The following is a 20,735-nucleotide window of genomic DNA, read 5'->3' on the forward strand; positions in this document are numbered from 1 at the left end:
TCACTCCCACTCGATGGTGCCCGGCGGCTTGCTCGTCACGTCGAGGACGACGCGGTTGACCTCGGCCACCTCGTTGGTGATCCGGGTCGAGATCCTCGCCAGCAGGTCGTAGGGCAGCCGTGTCCAGTCGGCGGTCATCGCGTCCTCGCTGGAGACCGGCCGCAGCACGATCGGGTGCCCGTAGGTGCGCCCGTCGCCCTGCACGCCGACCGAGCGGACGTCGGCCAGCAGCACCACCGGGCACTGCCAGATCTCGGTGTCCATCTGCGCCGCCGACAGCTCCGCCCGGACGATCGCGTCGGCCCGGCGCAGCACGTCGAGCCGGTCGCGGGTGACCTCGCCGACGATGCGGATGCCCAGCCCCGGTCCGGGGAACGGCTGGCGCTGCACCAGGGTGTCGGGCAGGCCCAGCCGGCGGCCGACCTCGCGCACCTCGTCCTTGAACAGCGTGCGCAGCGGCTCGACCAGGGTGAACGTCAGGTCCTCGGGGAGGCCGCCGACGTTGTGGTGGCTCTTGATGTTCGCCGTCCCGGTGCCGCCGCCGGACTCGACGACGTCGGGGTAGAGCGTGCCCTGCACGAGGAAGTCCACGGTCTCGCCGTGCGCCTGCGCGTCGGCGACGACATCAGTGGCGGCCTGCTCGAAGACCCGGATGAACTCCCGGCCGATGATCTTCCGCTTCTCCTCCGGGTCGCTGACGCCGGCCAGCGCGGAGAGGAACCGGTCGGAGGCGTCGACGACCCGCAGGTCCGCCCCGGTGACCGCGACGAAGTCCCGCTCGATCTGCTCGGTCTCGCCCTCGCGCATCAGCCCGTGGTCGACGTAGACGCAGGTCAGCCGGTCACCGATGGCCTGCTGCACCAGCGCCGCGGCCACCGCGGAGTCCACGCCGCCGGACAGCCCGCAGATGGCGCGCCGGTCGCCGATCTGCTCGCGGATCGCGGCGACCTGCTCCTCGACGACGTTGGCCATGGTCCAGCTCGGCTCCAGCCCGGCGATGTCGAACAGGAAGTGCTCGAGCACCGTCTGCCCGTGCGAGGTGTGCCGGACCTCGGGGTGGAACTGCACGCCGGCCAGGCGGCGGTCGACGTCCTCGAACGCGGCGACCGGCGCGCCGGTGGAGGTCGCGGTCACCGTGAACCCGGGCGGGGCCTGCGAGACGGCGTCCCCGTGGCTCATCCACACCGACTGGACGGCGGGCAGGTCGCCGAACAGCGCGCCGCCGGTGGTGACCGTCAGCGGGGTGCCGCCGTACTCGCGGTCGCCGGTGCGGGCCACGGTGCCGCCCAGCGAGGCGGCCATCGCCTGGAAGCCGTAGCAGATGCCGAACGCCGGCACCCCGGACTCGAACAGCGCCGGGTCGACCTGCGGGGCGCCCTCGGCGTAGACGCTGGACGGACCGCCGGAGAGCACGATCGCCGCCGGCTTGCGGGCGGCGATCTCCTCGGCCGGCGTCGACGACGGGACGATCTCGGAGTAGACCCCGGCCTCGCGGATCCGCCGGGCGATGAGCTGCGCGTACTGGGCGCCGAAGTCGACGACCAGGACGGTCGGGAAGTCCATCAGGACCCGCCACCACCGATGCTCTGCTGCCCGGGGGCTCCCTCCCAGGGGGCCCCTCCCCCTATCACGAGGTCCACGCGCTGGAACTCCTTGAGGTCCCGGTAGCCGGTCTTGGCCATCGTCCGGCGCAGCGCGCCGAACAGGTTGGTGCGGCCGTCGGCGGCGCGGGCCTCGCCGAGCAGCACGTCGGCCAGCGAGCCGGCCGGCTCCACCGGCGCGGAGGTGCCGCCGCGGGGCAGCCGCGGGTGCGCGGCCACCGAGTCCCACCAGATGCCGCCGCCGGGCGCCTCGGCCGCCGCGCGCAGCGGCTCGCCGAGCTGGACGGCGTCCGCGCCGCAGGCCAGCGCCCGGGCGATCGCGCCGCTGTTCTCGATCCGGCCGTTGGCGATGACGTGCACGTACCGGCCGCCGGTCTCGTCGAGGTAGTCGCGGCGGGCGGCCGCGGCGTCGACGATCGCGCTGGCCAGCGGCACGCGGATGCCCATCACGGCGTCCGCGGTGGAGTAGCTGTCGGCGCCGACGCCGACGATCACCCCGGCGGCTCCGGTGCGCATCAGGTGCAGCGCCGTCTGGTAGTTCGCCGCGCCGCCCACGATCACCGGGACGTCGAGGTCGGCGATGAACTCCTTGAGGTTCAGCGCCTCGCCGTGCGTGGTGACGTGCTCGGCGGAGACGATCGTGCCCTGGATGACCAGCAGGTCGACGCCGGCGGCGAGCACCGCGGGGGCCAGCTGCAGGGTGTGCTGCGGGGAGACCCGGACCGCCGTGGTCACCCCGGCCGCGGAGATCTCCTTGACCCGCGCGGTGATCAGGTCCGGCTTCACCGGCTCGGCGTAGACCTCCTGCAGCACCGCGACCGGCGGGGCGCCGTCCGCGGCGGCGTCCCGGATGCGGGCGTAGACCGGGGCGGGGTCCTCGTAGCGGGTCCACAGGCCCTCGGCGTTGAGCACGCCGAGGCCGCCGGCCTGGCCGACCGCCACCGCGGTGGCCGGGCTGACGACGGCGTCCGAGGGGCTGGTGACCAGCGGCAGCTCGAACCGGAAGGCGTCGATCTGCCAGGCGGTGGAGACGTCGTCCATGTCCCGCGTGCGCCGGGAGGGGACGATCGAGACCTCGTCGAGGTCGTATCCCCGTCGGGCGAAGCGGTTGAGGCCGATCTCGACGGTGTCGCGTGCGGGCATCAGGTCACCGGGCCCGGTAGTTGGGGGCTTCGACCGTCATCTGGATGTCGTGCGGGTGGCTCTCGGTCAGGCCCGCCGAGGTGATGCGAGTCAGCTGGCCGCGCTCCTGCAGGTCGGCGATGGTCGCCGCGCCCGCGTAGCCCATCGACGCGCGCAGCCCGCCGACCAGCTGGTGGGCGACGGTGGCCAGCGCGCCGCGGTAGGGCACCTGCCCCTCGATGCCCTCGGGGACGAGCTTGTCGTCGGAGAGGACGTCGTCGGCGAAGTACCGGTCACGGCTGTAGGACTGGTTGCCGCGCTTCTGCATGGCGCCCAGCGAGCCCATCCCGCGGTAGGTCTTGAACTGCTTGCCGTTCATGAAGACGAGCTCGCCCGGGGCCTCCTCGACCCCGGCGAACAGCCCGCCGATCATCACGGTGTCGGCGCCGGCGACGAGCGCCTTGGCGATGTCGCCGGAGTACTGCAGCCCGCCGTCGGCGATGACCGGCACGCCGGCCGGCTTCGCGGCCAGCGCGGCCTCGTAGATGGCGGTGATCTGCGGGACGCCGACGCCGGCGACCACGCGGGTGGTGCAGATCGAGCCCGGGCCGACGCCGACCTTCACGGCGTCCACCCCCGCGTCGACCAGCGCCTGCGCGCCGGCCCGGGTGGCGACGTTCCCGCCGACCACCTGCACGCCGAAGTCGGCCTTCACCCGGGCGACCATCTCCAGGACGGCGCGCTGGTGGCCGTGCGCGGTGTCGACGACGAGCACGTCCACGCCGGCGTCGACGAGCAGGCCGGCCCGCTTGTAGGACTCCTCGCCCACGCCGACGGCGGCGGCGACGACCAGCCGGCCGTCGGCGTCCTTGGTGGCCAGCGGGTACTGGTCGCGCTTGACGAAGTCCTTGACCGTGATGAGGCCGCGCAGCCGGCCGCCCTCGTCGACAATCGGCAGCTTCTCGATCTTGTGCTTGGAGAGCAGGGCCAGCGCGGTGTCCGGGTCCACCCCGACCGGGGCGGTGACCAGCGGCATCGGCGTCATGACGTCGCGGACGAGCCGGTTCTGGTCGGTCTCGAAGCGCATGTCGCGGTTGGTGCAGATGCCGACCAGGACGCCGTCGGCGTCGACGACCGGGGCGCCGGAGATCCGGTAGCGGCCGGAGAGGGCGTCGACCTCGGCGAGGGTGTTGTCCGGGGAGACGGTGACCGGGTTGGTGACCATGCCGGCCTCGGAGCGCTTGACCAGGTCGACCTGGCCGGCCTGCTCCTCGGCGGCGAGGTTGCGGTGCAGGACGCCGACGCCGCCGACGCGGGCCATGGCGATCGCCATCCGGGCCTCGGTGACGGTGTCCATGGCGCTGGACAGCAGCGGCACCGCCAGCCGGATGCCCCGGGTGAGCCGGCTGCTGGTGTCGACCTCGGCCGGCACGACGTCGGACGCGCCGGGGATCAGCAGGACGTCGTCGTAGGTCAGGCCGAGCGGGGCGAACTTCGCCGGCAGCTCGGGTACGAACTCATCGGGCTGCATGCGAGCCGCCACCCCTCCGGATCGGTCAGCGCCCGGCCGGGCGCGCGGGGAACCGCCCCCGATCGTAGGCGGGTGCCCTCGCGGGGCGGACCGTCGGCCGTCGGGCGGCTACCGTGGACACGCGGGCGCGCGTGCGGGCCCGCGCCGTGGTGGAGCGACCTGGTGACCCGACCGACGAGCGCCAGCGAGGAGGCAGACGTGGACTTCGACGACGCGACCGGCCCCGACTTCGGGTCCGCCGACCCGTCGGGTCCGCCGCCGCTGACGATGGAGGAGCGGGCCGGCGTCCTGGACGACCTGGCCGAGCTCGAGGTGTTCCGCACACTGCTGGAGCCGACCGGCATCAAGGGCATCGTCGTCGACTGCCCGGACTGCGACGAGGAGCACCACGTCGACTGGGCGCTGATGCAGGCGAACCTGCGCCAGCTGCTGGAGGAGGGCCAGACCGGCCGGCACGAGCCGCCGTACGACCCGGACCCGGACGACTACGTGAGCTGGGACTACGCCAGCGGCTACGCCGACGGGGTCGCCGCCCTCGCCGAGCGCGAGGAGCCGGGCAACGGTCGCGGCGGCAAGCACGCCCGCGACGACTGAGCCCGCCCGCACACCCGCCCCGGAGACCCGGACGGCGGCCACCCCGGTGGGATGACCGCCGTCCGGGGTCTCAGCCCTCGACGCGGGTGCCGGTGAGCCCGGAGATCCTGCGGACCTCCCAGCCGTCCACGGTGAACAACGGCTCCACCTCGCCGCTGTCGTCGGGCACGACGTCCCCGATCTGCTCCCCGGTGGCCGCGTCGATGGTGACGACCCCCTCGGACGAGATGCGCAGCACCTCGTCCTCCACCGTCACGAAGCGCTGCCGGTTCGGCTCGCCGTACGAGGGCTGCGGCAGCTCCGGCAGCTCGATGCGCCAGCCGCCGGCCGCGTTGAAGGCCACCAGCGACACGCTCGGGTAGATGAGGTACCCGGAACGGCCGTCCGGGCTGACGGCGGCGGACACCTGGTTGGCGGAGCCCTCGGTCTCCACCGGCCCGGTGGCCACCTGGTCGCCCGTGGCGGCGTCCAGCATCCAGGCCGTGAAGGCGTGCCCGCGCACCGTGGAGACGTCGCGGTGGGCCAGCACGCTGCCCCCACCGGCGGCCAGGATGCTCCACTCGTGGGTCTCCGAGGGCGTCGCGTCGGCCGGGGCCGGTGGGGTGCTCCACCGCTCGGCGCCGGTGGCCGCGTCGAGGCCGACGAGGGCGGAGGGGCCGTAGGCGCCGTCCCGCCGCACCGCCACGACCGAGTTCCCGGTCAGCGCGGCGCTGCCGAGTCCGTCGGCCGCCCACAGCTGGTCCCCCGTGGCCGGGTCGAGCGCGGTCACCGCCGCGGCCCGGGCCGCGTCGCTGCTGAACACGGCCACCTCGTCGTCCGCCCCGACCGGGAGGAGGAGGCCGGGCGCCTCGCGCTCCCACCGGGTCTCGCCGTCCGCCGCGCCCACCGCGGCGACGTACCGCTGACTGCCACCCTCTGACAGCCCGCTGGTCTCCACGTCGACCACGTACGTCACGAGGACCGCGGCGTCACCACCGGCGTCCACGGCGCTGATGACGACCGGCTCGTTCGGGCCTGTGCTCCACACCCCACCGGCCGGCATGGGGGCGGGGACACGCCAGGCCGTCTCGCCGGTGGTGGGGTCCACCCCGGCCACCTCCAGCTCGGTGTCCGACTCGGCGACCATCGCGACGACGACGTCGCCGGCGAGGACGGGGTCGAGGTTCGTCACCAGCGGGAGGCCGTTCTCCCACGTGGAGGTCTCGGCCTCCGCGGTGGGGCCGGACGACACGTCGCCCGCCTCGGACGGCGACGCCGTGGCCGCATCACCGCCGCCGCAGGCGGTCAGGAGCAGGACCCCGGACGCCACCGTCACGACGGCGCTCGCACGACCGCGCCGGCGGGCCGGCCGAGGCACACCCGGGCGGTCCGGGAGCGGGTGGGGTCGGGGGGTGCGGACGTTCACTGGTTCGGTTCCTCCGGTTCCGGCGCCGCTTCATACAGACGCTCTGGTTCCGGATCGGCACGATGGGGGCAGCGCTGGAGGCCCCTCCCTCCATCAGGTGGGCGGCCGTGCCGCTCGCCCCTCCCGGGGATCCCCGGAACGCCTCGATGGCGGTCGCCCCGGGGGACGACCGCCATCTGATGGAGTACGGGCGGCTGCGCCGCCCTCACCTCACTGCATCATGCCGCGGCGGAAACCCGTCGCCACCGCCTCGGCGCGGTCCTTGGCGCCGAGCTTGCGGAACAGCCGGCGGGCGTGGGTCTTGATGGTGTCCTCGGACAGGTAGAGCTCGCGGCCGATCTGCGCGTTGCTCTTGCCCTGGCTCATGCCGGTCAGCACCTGCATCTCGCGCATGGACAGGCTCACCGGCGCGGCCTCGCGGACGACGGCGGCGCGGACGGTGGTCGGCGCGGCGCCGGCGAGCGCGGTGGCGCCGTTCCAGGCGGGGGCGGCCGAGTGCGCGCCCACGCTGGCGAGCGGGACGGGGTGGCCGTTGGCCGGCTGGGGGGTGCGCCCGTCGACCCGCAGGCCGACCCGGGACAGGCCCAGGCCCATCTCCAGGGCGGTGGCGTCCCAGCGCAGGTAGCCGCGGGCGCCGACGGCGACGGCCGCGCGGACGGTCTCGGCGTCGTCCGGGGCGCCCAGGACCAGGACCGGCAGCCGCGGGTGGGCCCGCAGCGCCTGGGTGGCGACGGTCAGCCCGGAGTCGGTGGCGCGCTGGGTGCCGATGAGCAGCACGTCGGGCTGCCGGGTGGCCAGCCGCGACATCAGCCCGGCGGCGTCGCCCACGGCCTCGACCCGGCCGACGAACGGCAGCGCCACGAGCCGCGACGCGATGTCCTCGCGGACCCGCCGACGTTCGTCGTAGACCCACACCGTCGTCGTCCCGTGGCCGGGACCGCGCATCCTGTCGTCGATCACGCCTGTGCTCCTCGCTCCCGGCACGGTGTCCGGGCGACTCCCCCGCCGACCTCGGACGGGGCTCCCCCGCCGGTTTCGGCACGACCGAGGACCACCTTGATCGGCGCGGGGACCACGGGACAGACGCCCTCACCCAGCGGGGTGAGGCGACAGGCGGCAAAATGCCGCGACCCGAGGTGTTTGACCCGGGTGGGCGTCGGGCACCGGGCCCCATGCAGCCGGACCGCCCCCTCCGGCTCGCATCGAGCCGAGGAGGACCGACATGGCTGACATCCGCCGACTGCCCACTCCCGTCGCCGAGGTCTGGGACTGGCAGCTGCACGGCGCCTGCCGTGGCGAGAGCACGGCCCTGTTCTTCCACCCCGACGGCGAGCGCGGCCCCGCGCGGGCCCGCCGCCAGGCCGCCGCCAAGGCGGTCTGCGCCACCTGCCCGGTGATCGACGCGTGCCTCAAGCACGCCCTGTCCGTCCGCGAGCCCTACGGGGTGTGGGGCGGCATGAGCGAGGAGGAGCGGGCCCGGCTGATCGCCGCGGAGCCCGCCGCGGTCGCCGCGGGCGTGTAGGCGCCCCCCACAGACGCCGAGAGGGCCGGTCCAGCGAGTCGCTGGACCGGCCCTCTCGTCTGTGCGGCGCCGGCGTCCTCCCTCACGGGAGCGCGTCCTCCCTCACCGCCTGCGGTGAGGGAGGACGCGCCACGATCAGGTCACCTGATCGTCGCCCGAGGCGAGCCTCAGTGGGCGTGCCCGTGGCCGTGCGAGTGACCGTGGCCGTGCGAGTGGCCGTGGCCGGCCGCCTCCTCCTCGGCCGGCGCCTCGACGACGGCCGAGTCGGTGGTGAGCACCATCGCCGCGATCGAGGCGGCGTTGCCGAGCGCGGCCTTGGTGACCTTGACCGGGTCGATGACGCCCTGGGCGGCCAGGTCGCCGTACTCGCCGGTGGCGGCGTTGAAGCCGGTGCCGACGCCGGCCTCGCGGACCTTGCTGACGACGACGCGGCCCTCGAAGCCGGCGTTCTCGGCGATGCGGACCAGCGGGGCGTCCAGGGCCAGCCGGACGGCGCGGGCGCCGGTCAGCTCGTCACCGGACAGGTCCAGGGCGTCGATCGCCGCGGCGGCGTGCACCAGCGCGGACCCGCCACCGGGGACGACGCCCTCCTCCACCGCGGCGCGGGTGGCGGCGATGGCGTCCTCGATCCGGTGCTTCTTCTCCTTCATCTCGACCTCGGTGGCCGCGCCGACGCGGATGACGCCGATGCCGCCGGCCAGCTTCGCGAGCCGCTCCTGGAGCTTCTCGCGGTCCCAGTCGGAGTCGGTGTCGTCGATCTCGCGGCGGATCTGCGCGACCCGCTCGGAGATGGCCTCGCCCGTGCCGCCGCCGTCGACGATGGTCGTGTCGTCCTTGGTGACGACGACGCGGCGGGCGGTGCCGAGCACCTCGAGGCCGACCGAGTCGAGCTTGAGGCCGACGTCCTCGCTGACGACCTGGCCGCCGGTGACGATCGCCAGGTCGGTCATGAACGCCTTGCGCCGGTCGCCGAAGTAGGGCGACTTCACCGCGACGACCCTGATGGTCTTGCGGATGGAGTTGACGACCAGGGTGGACAGCGCCTCGCCCTCGACGTCCTCGGCGACGATCAGCAGCGGGCGGCCGCCGGTCGACAGCACCTTCTCCAGCAGCGGCAGCAGGTCGGCCAGCGCGCCGATCTTGCCCTGCACGAGGAGGACCAGCGCGTCCTCGAGGACGGCCTCCATCGCCTCGGAGTCGGTGACGAAGTACGGCGACAGGTAGCCCTTGTCGAACTGCACGCCCTCGGTGACGTCGAGCTCGGTGGAGAGGGTGTTGCTCTCCTCGACGGTGATGACGCCGTCCTTGCCGACCTTCTGCATCGCCTCGCCGATCAGGGTGCCGACCTCGGCGTCCTGGGCGGAGACGGTGGCGACGCCGGCGATGGCGTCCTGCTCCTCGACCGGGATGGCGACCTCGTCGAGCGCCTTGTGCACCGCGTCGACGGCGGCGCGCATGCCGCGGCCCAGGCCCATCGGGTTGGCGCCGGCGGCCACGTTGCGCATGCCCTCGTGGACCAGCGCCTGCGCGAGCACCGTGGCGGTGGTGGTGCCGTCGCCGGCGACGTCGTTGGTCTTGGTGGCGACGTTCTTGGCCAGCTGCGCGCCGAGGTTCTCGTAGGGGTCCTCGAGCTCGACCTCGCGGGCGATGGTGACGCCGTCGTTGGTGATCGTCGGGGCGCCGAACTTCTTGTCGAGGACGACGTTGCGCCCGCGCGGGCCGAGGGTCACCTTGACCGCGTCGGCGAGCTTGTCCACGCCGCGCTCGAGCGCGCGGCGGGCGTCCTCGTTGAACTTGATGATCTTGGCCATGGGCCGACTCCTCGATCAGGGGCTGTCTGGGGTGGGACGACGACCGCCCCGGGACCCGGTGTCTCGGGTCGCCGGGGCGGTCGGTCGTGCCGGATGCGTCAGGGACGCGTGCGGAGAGGAGAGGTCACTTCTCCACGACGGCGAGCAGGTCACGCGCGGACAGGACCAGGTAGTCCTCGCCGCCGTACCGGACCTCGGTGCCGCCGTACTTCGAGTAGATGACCACGTCGCCGACGTTGACGTCGAGCGGGACGCGGTTGCCGTTGTCGTCGACGCGACCGGGGCCCACGGCGATGACCGTGCCCTCCTGCGGCTTCTCCTTGGCGGTGTCCGGGATGACCAGACCGGAGGCGGTGGTGGTCTCGGCCTCGTTGGCCTGGACCACGACGCGGTCCTCCAGCGGCTTGATGCTGACCTTGGTAGCGGTCGTCACGTCGGTGACGCCCCCTTCGGGATCGACGGGCTGGTGGATGGTGCTGATGCTGTGGCACGGACCTGCACACCTGCCGTCGCGGGGGTCAGGCGGCTGCCGTGTCGTTGGCACTCTACCCACGAGAGTGCCAGCCCCTCAACCGGGTCCCCCGTCGGTGTCGCGGACCGGTGCGTCACGCTGTCGCCGTGCCCGCCCAGCCCTCCGCGGACGGCCCCGCGGGGGCCCTGGAGCAGCTGCGGCTGCTGCGGACGCCGGAGGGCGCCGCGGCCGCCGCCCGCGCCGCGCAACTGCAGGCGGCCGGGGTGGACCTGCTGCCCGGACTGGGCCGGCTGCGCGCGGAGTCCGGGCCGGAGCTGGCCGGGCCGGCCTGGGAGCTGGCCCGGCTGCGGGCGCGCGCCCGGCCGGTGTTCGGCGCGGACGCCGACCGGCTGTTCCTGACCGCCGACACCCTGGAGCAGGCCGGCCGCCCGGCGCTGGCCGCGCGGCGGGCCGGCCGGCTGCTGGCCGGGGGGACCGACTCGGCGGCGGACCTCGGCTGCGCGTCCGGCACGGACACGGTCGCCCTCGCCCGGGCCGGGGCGAGCGTGCTGGCGGTCGACGTCGACCCGCTGGCGCGGGAGCTGACCGCCGCCAACGCCGAGGCACTCGGGGTGGCCGACCGGGTGGAGGTGGTGGCCGGGGACGCCGTCGGGCTGGTGGGCGCGGCCCGCGGCGGGCAGGTCGGCGGCCGCGCGGCCGCCGTCCTGGACCCCGCGCGCCGCGCCGGCGGGCGGCGGCAGCTCGACCCCGACCGCTGGTCGCCCCCGTGGTCCACGGTGGCCGAGCTGCTCGACCGGGCGCCGCGCGCCGTGGTGAAGGTGGCGCCCGGCCTCGACCACGACCGCGTGCCCGACGGCGTGGAGGCCGAGTGGGTGTCGGTGCGCGGGTCGATCGTCGAGGCGCTGCTGTGGGGGCGCGGGGTCGCGGCGGTGTGGCGGCGGGCGACCGTCGTCCGGGACGGCGTGGCCACCGAGCTCACCGCCGGCGCCGACCCCGGACCCGCGCCGGCCGGGCCGGTGCGCGGCTGGCTGCACGAGCCCGACCCGGCGGTCATCCGCTCGGGCCTGGTGGCGCTGGTGGCCGCCGACCTCGGCGCGACGCTCGTCGACCCGACGATCGCCTACCTGACCTCCGACGCGCCCGCGGACTCCCCGTGGGTGTCGTCGTACCGCGTCGACGAGGTGCTGCCGTTCAACCTCAAGAAGCTCCGGGCGCTGCTGCGGGCCCGCGGCGTCGGCCGGGTGACGGTGAAGAAGCGCGGCTCGGCGATCGAGCCGGAGCAGCTCGCCCGGCAGCTGCGCGGGCCGGGCGAGGGCTCCGCCGTCGTCGTCGTCACCCGCGTCGCGGGCCGGCCCACCGCCCTCGTGTGCGGAGTCGCCGGGTGACGATTCCCGTCACCCGGCGACTCCGATGACGTCGATCGGCAGGGAGCTGTCCGCGCCCAGGTCCGGGGACGACGGCGCGACGCCGGCCCGGACCAGCCGGGAACCCAGCGCGGCGACCATCGCCCCGTTGTCGGTGCACAGCCGCGGGCTGGGCACCCGCAGCGTGATGCCGGCCGCGGCGCAGCGCTCCTCGGCCAGCGCGCGCAGCCGCGAGTTGGCCGCCACTCCCCCGCCGAGCACCAGGTGGTCCACGCCGTGGTCGCGGCAGGCCCGCACCGCCTTGGCGGTGAGCACGTCGGCCACCGCCTCCTGGAACGAGGCGGCGACGTCGGCCACCGGCACCGGCTCGCCGGCGCGCTGCCGGGCCTCCACCCAGCGGGCGACGGCGGTCTTCAGGCCGGAGAACGAGAAGTCGTAGGGCGCGTCGCGGGGGCCGGTCAGGCCGCGCGGGAAGTCGATGGCCGAGCCGTCGCCCTCGCGCGCCGCCTTGTCGATGGGCGGGCCGCCGGGGAAGGGCATGCCGAGCACGCGGGCGACCTTGTCGAAGGCCTCGCCGGCCGCGTCGTCGACCGTCCGGCCGAGGGAGACGACCTCGCGGGAGAGGTCGGGCACCAGCAGCAGCGAGCTGTGCCCGCCGGAGACCAGCAGCGCGAGCGAGGGCTCGGCCAGCTCGCCGTGCTGCAGCTCGTCGACGGCGACGTGCGCCGCGAGGTGGTTCACCCCGTACAGCGGCACGTCCAGCGCCAGCGCGTAGGCCTTGGCCGCGGCCAGGCCGACCAGCAGCGCCCCGGTGAGCCCCGGCCCGGCGGTCACGGCGACCGCGTCGACGTCGGAGGAGCGCACCCCGGCCTCGGCGAGCGCGCGGTGCACGGTCGGCACCATCGCCTCCAGGTGCGCGCGGGAGGCGATCTCCGGGACGACGCCGCCGAACCGCTCGTGCTCCGCCATCGAGGTGGCCAGCGCGTCGGACAGCAGCGTCCGGCCGCGGACCAGCCCGACCCCGGTCTCGTCGCACGAGGTCTCGAACCCCAGGACCAGCGGCTCGTTCGAGGTCACAGCTTCTCTCTCTTCATCACCACGGCGTCCGTCCCGCTCGGCTGGTAGTACCCGCGGCGGCGGCCGATCTCGGCGAACCCGCGCCGGCGGTACAGCCCCTGCGCCACCTCGTTGTCGGCGCGCACCTCGAGCAGCACCACGGGGCTGCGCCGGTCGGCCTCGGTCAGCAGGGCGTCCAGCAGCAGCGCCCCGATCCCCTCCCCCTGCCGCGCCCCGGTGACGCCGATCGTCGCGACGTGCGCCTCGTCGTCGTAGGCGATCAGCCCGGCGTAGCCGACGACGGCGTCCGCCCCGTCGACGGCGACGAGATAGTGCCGGGTGTCGGTGCGCGCGAGCTCGTCGCGGTACATCGACACGGTCCAGGTGTCGGGGGCGAAGAGCTCCTCCTCGAGCTCCATCACCGCCGGCAGGTCGGCCAGCCGCATCGGCCGCAGCCGCACGTCGCTCACGCGGTGGTCACCGGCTTGAACGACGTCGGCGGGGTGGCGTCGGGGCGGCGCAGGTACAGCGGGACGAGCGGGCCCGCGGACGCCGGGTCGTCGAGGAGGCCGGCCGCGGCGCGCAGCAGCCCGGCCGTCGTCACCTCGGCCGGGGTGACGTCCGCGCCCAGCCGGTCGGCGAAGCCGGGGTCGCCGACGAGCGGGCCGGTGAGCTCCGCCGACTCGGGGCGGACGACGCCCGGGCCGTCGACGCGGGCACCGGAGGCGTCGTAGGTGGCCCAGTAGACCTCCTTGCGCCGGGCGTCGGTGACCACGGTGCGGGCGCCGGAGCCGATGGCGTCGAGCGAGCAGACGCCGACCGCCGGGAGCCCGCGGGCGTCGGCGAGCGCGGCGGCGGTGACCACGCCGACCCGCAGCCCGGTGAAGGGGCCGGGGCCGAGGCCGGTGACGACGGCGTCGACGTCGGCCAGCGCGAGGCCGGCGTCGGCGAGCACGCCCTGGACGGCCGGGGTCAGCAGCTCGGCGTGCCTCGTGCCGGAGGGGACGGCGCGCTCGGCGAGCACCTCGACCGCCCCGCCGTCGGTCCGCCGGGCGAGGCCGGCCAGCAGGGTCGGCGTCGCGGTGTCCAGGGCCAGTACCAGCACGAGCGACCAGGCTAGTCGCCCAGCCGCCGCTCCCAGCCGGGGCCGTGCGGGACGAGCAGGGCGGTGCGCACGTCGTCGTCCCGCCGGTCCAGGCGCACCTCCAGGTGCTCGTCGGCGAGCTGCTCGACCAGCCCCTGCCCCCACTCGACGACGGTGACGGACTCGGCGGTCGAGGCGTCGAGGTCCAGGTCGTCGACGTCGGCGACGCTCCCCAGCCGGTAGGCGTCCACGTGCACCAGCGGCACGCGCCCGCCGCGGTGCACCCGGGCGATCACGAAGGTCGGCGACGTGACCGGCTCGCGCACGCCGAGCGCGGCGCCCAGCCCCTGGGTCAGCGCGGTCTTGCCGGCACCGAGCGGGCCGACCAGCACGACCAGGTCACCGGGGACCACGACCTCGGCCAGGGCGGCGCCGAGCGCGCGGGTGTCCGCCGGCTCCGGCAGCACGTGCTCGCGCCTCACGCCAGGACCCCCGCGACCGCGGTGAGGTCGGCCAGCAGCCCCGCCCGCGGCGCCCCGTTGGGCCCGAACCGGATCGCGGCGGACGGGTGGTAGGTCGCCCAGACCGATCGGCCGTCGACCTCGTGCGGCCGGCCGCGGACCGCGGCGAGCACGGTGCGCGGGCCGAGGAACCACTTGGCGCTGGACAGCCCCAGGGCCACGACCACCGGCGGGTCGAGCAGCTCCAGCTGCCGGCGCAGCCAGCCGCTGCACCGGGCGACCTCGGGCGTCTTCGGCGTGCGGTTGCCCGGCGGCCGGCACTTGACGACGTTGAGCACCGCCGCCTCACCGCGGTCCAGGCCGGCCTCGCCCAGCAGCTGGTCGAGCAGGGCGCCGCTCCTGCCGACGAAGGGCCGGCCGGTCTCGTCCTCGGTCGCGCCCGGCGCCTCGCCGACGAGGGCGAACCGCGGCCGGCCCGACGCCGGCACGTCGCCGACGACGACGTGCTGCCGGGCGGCGGCGAGCTCCGGGCAGGCGAGGCAGGGGCGGGCCGCGGCGGCGAGGGCGGCCCAGTCGGGCGCGGCGGCCGCGGTGCGGGCCACCTCCTCGGCCGCGGCGTCGAACCGGGGCGGACGGGGGGCGGGCACGCGCCGACCCTACGACCCGCCCGGGACGGCCGCGGGTCGTCGCCCGGGCCGCCGCAGCTCGGTCGCCGCCGCTCGGCGCCGCCGCCCTTGGGCCCTGGCCGCGGGACCGGCGCCGTGCCACGGTCCCGGTAGCCGTCCGGGGAGGAGGAGCCGCCGTGCCGACACCGGGACTGGACGCCTACGAGGCGGCGTGGCTGGCCGGCGGCGTCCCCCGGGTGGTGGAGACGGCGGTGGCCGTGCTGGTCGAGTCGGGCCGGGTCCGGGCCTGCGGGGGCCGGCTGGCCGTCGTGGACGCGGCCCGCAGCTCGGCGGTGGAGGGGGCGGTGCTCGACGCCGTCGGCACCCGCGGGCACCGCGCGCTCGAGACCGTGCAGTGGCGGGCCGCGGAGGACGACCGGGTGCGCGCCGTCGGCCGCCGCCTGGCCGACCTCGGGCTGGTCCGGCGCCCCGTCCGGTGGCGGCCCCGCGCCGTCGTCCGGCCCACCCGCGCCGGGCGGGCGCTGCTCCGGCGGTGCGCCACCGACCCGGCGGCCGTCCCGGTCACCGGGGGCGCCACCGCCGTGTGCGTGGCGCTGCTCGGCGCCGCCGGGCTCGCCGACCCGGTGCTGCGGCGCGCGCTGACCGAGCGGCCGCCCGCCCCGACGTCGGTCCCCGAGCCGGACGTCCGGGCCCTGCTGGAGCACCGCCGGGCGCTCGCCACCGAGTCCCCCGAGGTCCTGCCCTGGCGGTCGATCCCCACCGACGGGAGCGGCGGCTGACCGGGCTCAGGCCGGCGCGGCCGCGCGTTCGGTCGTGACCCGGCGGATCAGCGCGGACAGCGCCGCGGTGACCTCCGCCGGCTTCTCCAGCGGCACCATGTGCCCCGCCCCCGGGACGACGACGTGCTCCACCCGCTCGGCGTCCGCCCCGCCCAGGAGCTCGACCAGCGTCTCGCTGTGCTCCGGCGGGATGAGCGTGTCGCTGTCGCCGGTGAGCACCAGCGTCGGGACGGCGCGCAGCGGCTCCATCGCGCCGGTCTCGTCGAGGCCGGCCAGCGCCGGGTAGAACTCCGCGATCACGTCGACCGGCGTGCCCGCGATCATCGCGTCCACGTAGCGGCCCAGCGCCGGGTCGACGTCGCGCGAGGCGAACGACAGCGACCAGGTCGCCGCGGAGACGACCGACGCGGCCAGCCGGCGGGTCCGCTCGGCGAACGCGGGACGGCGGCGCATCGTCCAGGCCGCGACCGGGATGACCGCGGCCCGCACCCGGGTGAACAGCTCGGGCAGGCCGAACGACAGCTCGGCGAGGTTCCCGCTCGAGGTCGACAGCAGCGCCGCGCCGACGACCCGCTCCCCGAACAGCTCGGGGCGCAGCTCGGCCAGCGCCATGACCGTCATGCCGCCCATCGAGTGCCCGACCAGCAGCACCGGCCCGCGCGGCGCCCGCGCGTCGAGCACCGCGGCCAGGTCGCGGGCCAGCTGCTCCATCGTCGAGTGCTCCGCCGGGCCGCGCCCGGAGGAGCCGTGCCCGCGCTGGTCGTAGAACACCAGCCGCGCCGTGGGCCGCGAGCCGTTGGCGGTGGCCAGCTGGGCGCCGAGGGACCGCCGCTGGAACGTCCACGAGTGCATCGACAGCGTGTAGCCGTGCACGAAGACGACGGTCAGCGGCGCGTCCAGCGGGCCGACCTCCTCCACGGCCAGCAGCACGCCGTCGTCGGCCTGCACCAGCACGGAGCGGTCGGCGCGGCGGGAGGCGGGGCCGAGCGGGTCCTCGTCGCGCAGCTCCGCGTCGCTGGCCCCGGCGGGCAGGCCCGCGGCGGAGCCGACCCGCTCGGCGGCCACGCGCCGGCCGGCGGCGCGGTGCACGGCGACCCCGACCGCCGTCCCGGCGGCCGCCAGCCCGGCCAGCGCCCCGACGACGCCGGCGGTGGAGTGCGGCCCGTGGGCGGGCTTGCGGGTGGGCCTGCCGGGGCGCTTGCGCGTGGCCATCAGACGGCGCCCGCGGTGCCGACGTAGCGGCGGGCGAAGCGGCCGCCGATGCGGGCGACGAGCTCGTAGTGGATGGTGTCGACCGCGTCGGCCCACTGCTGGGCGGTCGGCTCGCCGTCGGTGCCGGGGCCCCACAGGACGACGCGGTCCCCGGCGCGCACGGGCGCGTCGCCGACGTCGAGCACGAACTGGTCCATGCACACCCGGCCGGCGATGGCCCGCTGCGCGCCGCCGGCCAGGACCGGCGCGCGGTTGCCGGCCGCCCGCGGGATCCCGTCGGCGTAGCCGACCGGGACGACCGCGAGCGTGGTCTCGGTCGTCGTCTCGTAGGTGTGCCCGTAGGAGACGCCGGCACCGGCCGGCACCCGCTTGGTCAGCAGCACCCGGGCCGCCACGGTCATCGCCGGGCGCAGCCCGTACGCGGCCGGGTCGCCGCCGAGGGGGTCCAGGCCGTAGACGGCGATGCCGGGCCGGACGAGGTCGTACCAGGTCTCGGGCAGCGCCACCGTCGCCGCGGAGTTGGCCAGGTGCCGGCGGGCGTCGCGCAGCCCGGCGTCGCGGGCGACGGCGACGGCCTCGTCGAACACCGCCTTCTGCCGGCCGATCGTGGGATGGGTCGGCGCGTCGGCGTAGGCCAGGTGGCTCCACAGCCCCACCACCTCCACCTCGCCGCCGGCCTGCGCCCGGGCGGCCGCGGCCACCAGCGCCGGCCACTCGTCGGGCGTGGCGCCGCCGCGGGAGAGGCCGGTGTCGACCTTCAGGTGCAGGCGGGCGGTGCGGCCGGTGGCGCGGGCCGCCGCGACGACCTCCTCGACGCCCCAGGTGGCGTTGACCGACACCTCGACGTCGGCGGCCAGCGCGGCGGCGAAGTCCTCACCGGGGGCGTTCAGCCAGGCGAGCAGCGGCGCGGTGACCCCGGCCGCGCGCAGGGCCAGCGCCTCCTCGACGACGGCGACCCCGAGCGCGTCGGCGCCGCCGGCCAGCGCGGCGCGGGCGGCGGGCACCAGACCGTGGCCGTAGCCGTCGGCCTTGACCACCGCCATGAGCGGCCGGCCGACGCGCTCGCGCAGCGCTGCGGTGTTGGCGGCGATGGCGTCGAGGTCGACGACCACCTCGGCCCGGGCGGGGAGAGCACTCACACGTCCCAGTCTCCCAGGCCGGTGCCGCCGCCCCGGCGCAGCCGCGCGAGAGTCCCCGGCAACCGGCGGACCAGGTCCCCGGCGACGAAGGGGCCACCCCCGGCCGCCAGCTGCCCCGCCCGGCCGTGCACGTGCGCGGCGACCGCCGCCGCCTCGGCCGCGGGCAGCCCGGTCGCGAGCAGCGCCCCGGCGATCCCGGAGAGGACGTCGCCGGTGCCGGCGGTCGCCAGCCACGGCGTCCCGGTGCCGTTGACGAACGCCTGGCCGTCGGGCGCGGCGACGACCGTGGCCGCCCCCTTGAGCAGCACGACCGCGCCGAGGTCGGCGGCGAGCCGGCGGGCCGCGCCGACCCGGTCGGCGCCGACGTCCGCGCCGAACCGGGCGAACTCGCGGTCGTGCGGGGTCAGCACCGTCGGCGCGTCGCGGTCGCGCACCAGGTCGGGACGGCGGGCGGCCAGCGTGAGCGCGTCGGCGTCGAGCAGCACCGGCAGGTCCGTGGCCAGCACCTCGGCGACGACGTCGGCCGCCGCGTCGTCCGTGCCCATCCCCGGGCCGGCCACCCAGGCCTGCACCCGGCCCGCGTCGGAGGGGCGGCCCTCGGTCACGATCGCCTCCGGCCACGCGGCGCGCACGCCCCCGGCCGCCGTCCCGGCGTAGCGGACCAGCCCCGGCCGGGTGCGCAGCGCGGCGCCGGTGCACAGCACGGCGGCGCCCGGGTAGGTGGCCGAGCCGGCCACGACGCCGACCACGCCGCGGGAGTACTTGTCGTCGTCGTCGGTCGGCGGGTCGAGCCGGACGGCGACGTCGTCGTCGGTCAGCTGCGCCGCGCGCGGCCGCGGCAGGGTGCCCGCCAGGCCGATGTCGATCAGGTGCACCCGCCCGGCGTGCTGGCGCCCCGCCCCCACCACCAGGCCGGCCTTGACCGCGCCGAAGGTCACCGTGTGCTGGGCGGGGAACGCCTCGCCGTCCACGGCACCGGTGTCGGGGTCGACACCGCTGGGCAGGTCGACGGCGACCATGAGGCCCGGCCCGGCGGCCGCCTCGGCCACCAGGCGCGCCGCGGCCGGGCGCAGGCCGCCCCGGCCGCCGAGGCCCACGATCCCGTCGAGCACCAGGTCGGCGCAGTCCAGGCCGGTCGGCCCCTCCAGCCCCGTCACCCGGCCGCCGGCGCGGCGCAGCGCGGCCAGCCCGGCGGCGTGCGCGCGGGCGGGGTCGAGCAGCACCGCGGTCACCCGGGCCCCGCGGCCGGCCAGGGAGGCGCCGGCGAACAGCGCGTCGCCGCCGTTGTCGCCGGCGCCAACCAGCGCGGTGACGCGGGTGCCGTGCGCGCGGCCGAGCAGCCGCAGGCAGACGGTGGCCAGCCCGGTGGCCGCCCGCTGCATGAGGGCGCCCTCGGGCCCGGCGGCGAGCAGCGGCGCCTCGGCGGCGCGCACCTCCTCGGCCGTGTGCAGCCCGATCACGGCTCCTCCTCGCTGCGCGGGATGCCCTCGGCCAGCACGAACGCCGACGCGATGCCGCCGTCGTGGCTGAGGGACAGGTGCCAGGAGGTGACCCCGAGCTGGTAGGCCCGCCGGGCCACCGTGCCCCGGACCTCCAGGTGCGGGCGGCCGTGCTCGCCGACGGTCACCTCGGCGTCGTGCCAGCGCAGGTCGCCGGGCGCGCCCAGGGCCTTGGCGAGCGCCTCCTTCGCCGCGAACCGCGCCGCCAGCGATTCCCCGGAGCGCGGCCGGCCCGACGGCGTCACCTGCTCCCCGGCGGTGAACAGCCGGTCGCGCAGGCCCGGGGTGCGCACCAGCGACGCGGCGAAGCGGTCGACGGGGACGACGTCGATGCCGATCCCGATGATCACGCCGGCCAGTCTGCCCTGGCCGGCGGCCGGCCGCGGCTCAGGCGGACCGGTCGAGCTCCCCGAGGAAGGCCGCGACCGCGCTGGTGAAGTCGTCGTTGTCGTCGCCGGCCACCATGTGCCCGGCCTCGGCGACGTCCACCACGCGGGCGGTCGGCACCGCCGCGAGGAACTCGGCGATGCCCTCGTCGTCCACCACGTCGGAGCGGCCGCCGCGGACGACGAGCACCGGCAGGGTCACGGTGCGGGCGAGGTCGAGCAGCGGCTCCGGGCGCGTGCCGGGGCGCGGCTCGTCGTCCGGGATGATCTGCATCATCGCCGGGTCCCAGTGCCAGTACCACCGGCCGTCCGCCCGCTGCCGGACGTTCTTCCTCAGGCCCTCGGGGTTGTTGCGGCGCGGCCGGCGGGTGTAGGCGGCGACGGCGTCGGCCACCTGGTCGAGGTCGTCGAACCCGTCGAGGTGGGCCCGCATGAACTCGGCGATCCGCCGGGTGCCGGCCGTCGTCGTGCGCGGCACGATGTCGACGAGCACCAGCGCCCGCGCGGCGCCCGGGTCGCGGCCGGCCACCGTGAGCGAGGTGAGCCCGCCCAGCGAGGCACCGACGAGCACCAGGCCGCGGCCCAGCTGCTCCACGACGCGGGCGACGTCGCCGGCGTACCGGTCCATGCCGTACGTGCCGTCGGGCGACCAGTCGCTGTCGCCGTGGCCGCGCAGGTCCAGCGTCGTCGTCGTCCAGCCCTCCGCGGCCAGCGCCCGCGCGGCGCCGCCCCAGGAGTGCCGGGTCTGGCCGCCCCCGTGCAGGAACAGCACCTCGCCGCGCTCGCCGCCGGGCCACCGGTCGCCGCGCAGCACGACGTCGCCGCAGTCGTAGGAGACCGCCTGGGGGGCCTCGGTCGTCGTCACCCGTCGGAGGTTGCCACGGGCAACCGACCCGCCGGCACCCGGGGGTTCCCCGGGACGGCACGGGCCGTCCTCCCTCACCGCGGGGGGGGGGGGGGGGGGGGGGGGGGGGGGGGGGGGGGGGGGGGGGGGGGGGGGGGGGGGGGGGGGGGGGGGGGGGGGGGGGGGGGGGGGGGGGGGGGGGGGGGGGGGGGGGGGGGGGGGGGGGG

20 protein-coding genes and 1 pseudogene are annotated in these 20,735 nt (G+C 76.6%); 4 read left to right on the plus strand and 17 right to left on the minus strand.

Translation table 11 applies throughout. From position 1 onward, the window contains the following. The 3 genes from guaA to guaB are packed head-to-tail and all read right to left on the minus strand — an operon-like array spanning position 1 to position 4,254. Positions 1-1,563, minus strand: a complete 1,563-nt coding sequence (gene guaA / locus ACI79F_RS19680; RefSeq protein WP_456545882.1) for a glutamine-hydrolyzing GMP synthase — start codon at positions 1,561-1,563, stop codon at positions 1-3. Beyond that, entirely contained in the window at positions 1,563-2,744 is a 1,182-nt protein-coding gene (locus ACI79F_RS19685; RefSeq protein WP_456545883.1) for a GuaB3 family IMP dehydrogenase-related protein, read from the minus strand. Before ACI79F_RS19685 ends, guaA begins: the two co-directional genes overlap by 1 nt. Positions 2,745-2,748: 4 nt before the next feature. Next, complete coding sequence (gene guaB / locus ACI79F_RS19690; protein WP_456545884.1) at positions 2,749-4,254, minus strand: IMP dehydrogenase; 1,506 nt, start codon at positions 4,252-4,254, stop codon at positions 2,749-2,751. Between the two features lie 162 nt (positions 4,255-4,416). Here guaB and ACI79F_RS19695 point away from each other — a divergent pair, with 162 nt between their 5' ends. Further along, positions 4,417-4,848 carry a DUF5319 family protein gene (locus ACI79F_RS19695; RefSeq protein ID WP_456545885.1) on the plus strand — a complete coding sequence of 144 codons (432 nt, stop codon included), beginning with the start codon at positions 4,417-4,419 and terminating at the stop codon, positions 4,846-4,848. 70 nt (positions 4,849-4,918) lie between these two features. On the opposite strand, the gene ACI79F_RS19700 is transcribed toward ACI79F_RS19695, so the two are convergent. Together ACI79F_RS19700 and ACI79F_RS19705 are read right to left on the minus strand one after the other, a co-directional pair. After that, on the minus strand, positions 4,919-6,079 hold the full coding sequence (locus tag ACI79F_RS19700) for an outer membrane protein assembly factor BamB family protein (protein ID WP_456545886.1): 1,161 nt from the start codon (positions 6,077-6,079) through the stop codon (positions 4,919-4,921). Between the two features lie 384 nt (positions 6,080-6,463). Continuing rightward, on the minus strand, positions 6,464-7,213 hold the full coding sequence (locus tag ACI79F_RS19705; protein WP_456545887.1) for a response regulator transcription factor: 750 nt from the start codon (positions 7,211-7,213) through the stop codon (positions 6,464-6,466). 262 nt (positions 7,214-7,475) lie between these two features. On the opposite strand from ACI79F_RS19705, the gene ACI79F_RS19710 reads away from it, so the two are divergent. After that, positions 7,476-7,775: a WhiB family transcriptional regulator gene (locus ACI79F_RS19710; RefSeq protein WP_456545888.1), complete on the plus strand. Its 300-nt coding sequence runs from the start codon at positions 7,476-7,478 to the stop codon at positions 7,773-7,775. A gap of 167 nt (positions 7,776-7,942) precedes the next feature. On the opposite strand, the gene groL is transcribed toward ACI79F_RS19710, so the two are convergent. Together groL and groES are read right to left on the minus strand one after the other, a co-directional pair. Further along, positions 7,943-9,586 (minus strand): chaperonin GroEL, encoded by a 1,644-nt coding sequence (gene groL, locus ACI79F_RS19715; RefSeq protein ID WP_456547647.1) that lies wholly within the window; start codon positions 9,584-9,586, stop codon positions 7,943-7,945. Between the two features lie 124 nt (positions 9,587-9,710). Continuing rightward, positions 9,711-10,019 carry a co-chaperone GroES gene (gene groES / locus ACI79F_RS19720; RefSeq protein WP_029433407.1) on the minus strand — a complete coding sequence of 103 codons (309 nt, stop codon included), beginning with the start codon at positions 10,017-10,019 and terminating at the stop codon, positions 9,711-9,713. A gap of 185 nt (positions 10,020-10,204) precedes the next feature. On the opposite strand from groES, the gene ACI79F_RS19725 reads away from it, so the two are divergent. Beyond that, positions 10,205-11,443 (plus strand): class I SAM-dependent methyltransferase, encoded by a 1,239-nt coding sequence (locus ACI79F_RS19725; RefSeq protein WP_456547648.1) that lies wholly within the window; start codon positions 10,205-10,207, stop codon positions 11,441-11,443. A 9-nt stretch (positions 11,444-11,452) separates the two neighbouring features. On the opposite strand, the gene tsaD is transcribed toward ACI79F_RS19725, so the two are convergent. The 5 genes from tsaD to ACI79F_RS19750 are packed head-to-tail and all read right to left on the minus strand — an operon-like array spanning position 11,453 to position 14,670. Beyond that, the gene (tsaD, locus tag ACI79F_RS19730; protein ID WP_456547649.1) at positions 11,453-12,499 is read right to left on the minus strand and encodes a tRNA (adenosine(37)-N6)-threonylcarbamoyltransferase complex transferase subunit TsaD; all 1,047 of its coding nucleotides are present in this window, start codon (positions 12,497-12,499) and stop codon (positions 11,453-11,455) included. Next, entirely contained in the window at positions 12,496-12,948 is a 453-nt protein-coding gene (gene rimI, locus ACI79F_RS19735; RefSeq protein WP_456547650.1) for a ribosomal protein S18-alanine N-acetyltransferase, read from the minus strand. The genes tsaD and rimI overlap by 4 nt, the downstream gene beginning before the upstream one ends. After that, on the minus strand, positions 12,945-13,583 hold the full coding sequence (gene tsaB / locus ACI79F_RS19740; protein WP_456547651.1) for a tRNA (adenosine(37)-N6)-threonylcarbamoyltransferase complex dimerization subunit type 1 TsaB: 639 nt from the start codon (positions 13,581-13,583) through the stop codon (positions 12,945-12,947). The genes rimI and tsaB overlap by 4 nt, the downstream gene beginning before the upstream one ends. Positions 13,584-13,594: 11 nt before the next feature. Continuing rightward, on the minus strand, positions 13,595-14,044 hold the full coding sequence (gene tsaE / locus ACI79F_RS19745) for a tRNA (adenosine(37)-N6)-threonylcarbamoyltransferase complex ATPase subunit type 1 TsaE (protein WP_456547652.1): 450 nt from the start codon (positions 14,042-14,044) through the stop codon (positions 13,595-13,597). Further along, entirely contained in the window at positions 14,041-14,670 is a 630-nt protein-coding gene (locus tag ACI79F_RS19750; protein WP_456547653.1) for a uracil-DNA glycosylase, read from the minus strand. Before ACI79F_RS19750 ends, tsaE begins: the two co-directional genes overlap by 4 nt. 140 nt (positions 14,671-14,810) lie before the next feature. Between ACI79F_RS19750 and ACI79F_RS19755 the strand changes: the two are divergent. Continuing rightward, positions 14,811-15,428 (plus strand): annotated as a pseudogene (locus tag ACI79F_RS19755) (TIGR04222 domain-containing membrane protein); the annotation flags it as partial. A gap of 6 nt (positions 15,429-15,434) precedes the next feature. On the opposite strand, the gene ACI79F_RS19760 reads toward ACI79F_RS19755, so the two are convergent. From ACI79F_RS19760 to ACI79F_RS19780, 5 genes are read right to left on the minus strand one after another with little or no spacing between them, the layout of a single operon-like run. Beyond that, positions 15,435-16,640, minus strand: coding sequence for an alpha/beta fold hydrolase (locus ACI79F_RS19760; RefSeq protein ID WP_456547654.1), 1,206 nt, complete (start codon positions 16,638-16,640; stop codon positions 15,435-15,437). Beyond that, entirely contained in the window at positions 16,640-17,779 is a 1,140-nt protein-coding gene (alr, locus tag ACI79F_RS19765) for an alanine racemase (protein ID WP_456547655.1), read from the minus strand. The genes ACI79F_RS19760 and alr overlap by 1 nt, the downstream gene beginning before the upstream one ends. Continuing rightward, positions 17,776-19,239, minus strand: a complete 1,464-nt coding sequence (locus ACI79F_RS19770; RefSeq protein WP_456547656.1) for an NAD(P)H-hydrate dehydratase — start codon at positions 19,237-19,239, stop codon at positions 17,776-17,778. Before ACI79F_RS19770 ends, alr begins: the two co-directional genes overlap by 4 nt. Further along, positions 19,236-19,628, minus strand: a complete 393-nt coding sequence (locus ACI79F_RS19775) for a holo-ACP synthase (protein ID WP_456547657.1) — start codon at positions 19,626-19,628, stop codon at positions 19,236-19,238. Before ACI79F_RS19775 ends, ACI79F_RS19770 begins: the two co-directional genes overlap by 4 nt. Before the next feature lie 37 nt (positions 19,629-19,665). Beyond that, entirely contained in the window at positions 19,666-20,529 is an 864-nt protein-coding gene (locus ACI79F_RS19780) for an alpha/beta fold hydrolase (protein WP_456547658.1), read from the minus strand. Positions 20,530-20,735: the final 206 nt, after the last annotated feature.

This window comes from Blastococcus sp. SYSU D00868, from assembly GCF_054050575.1.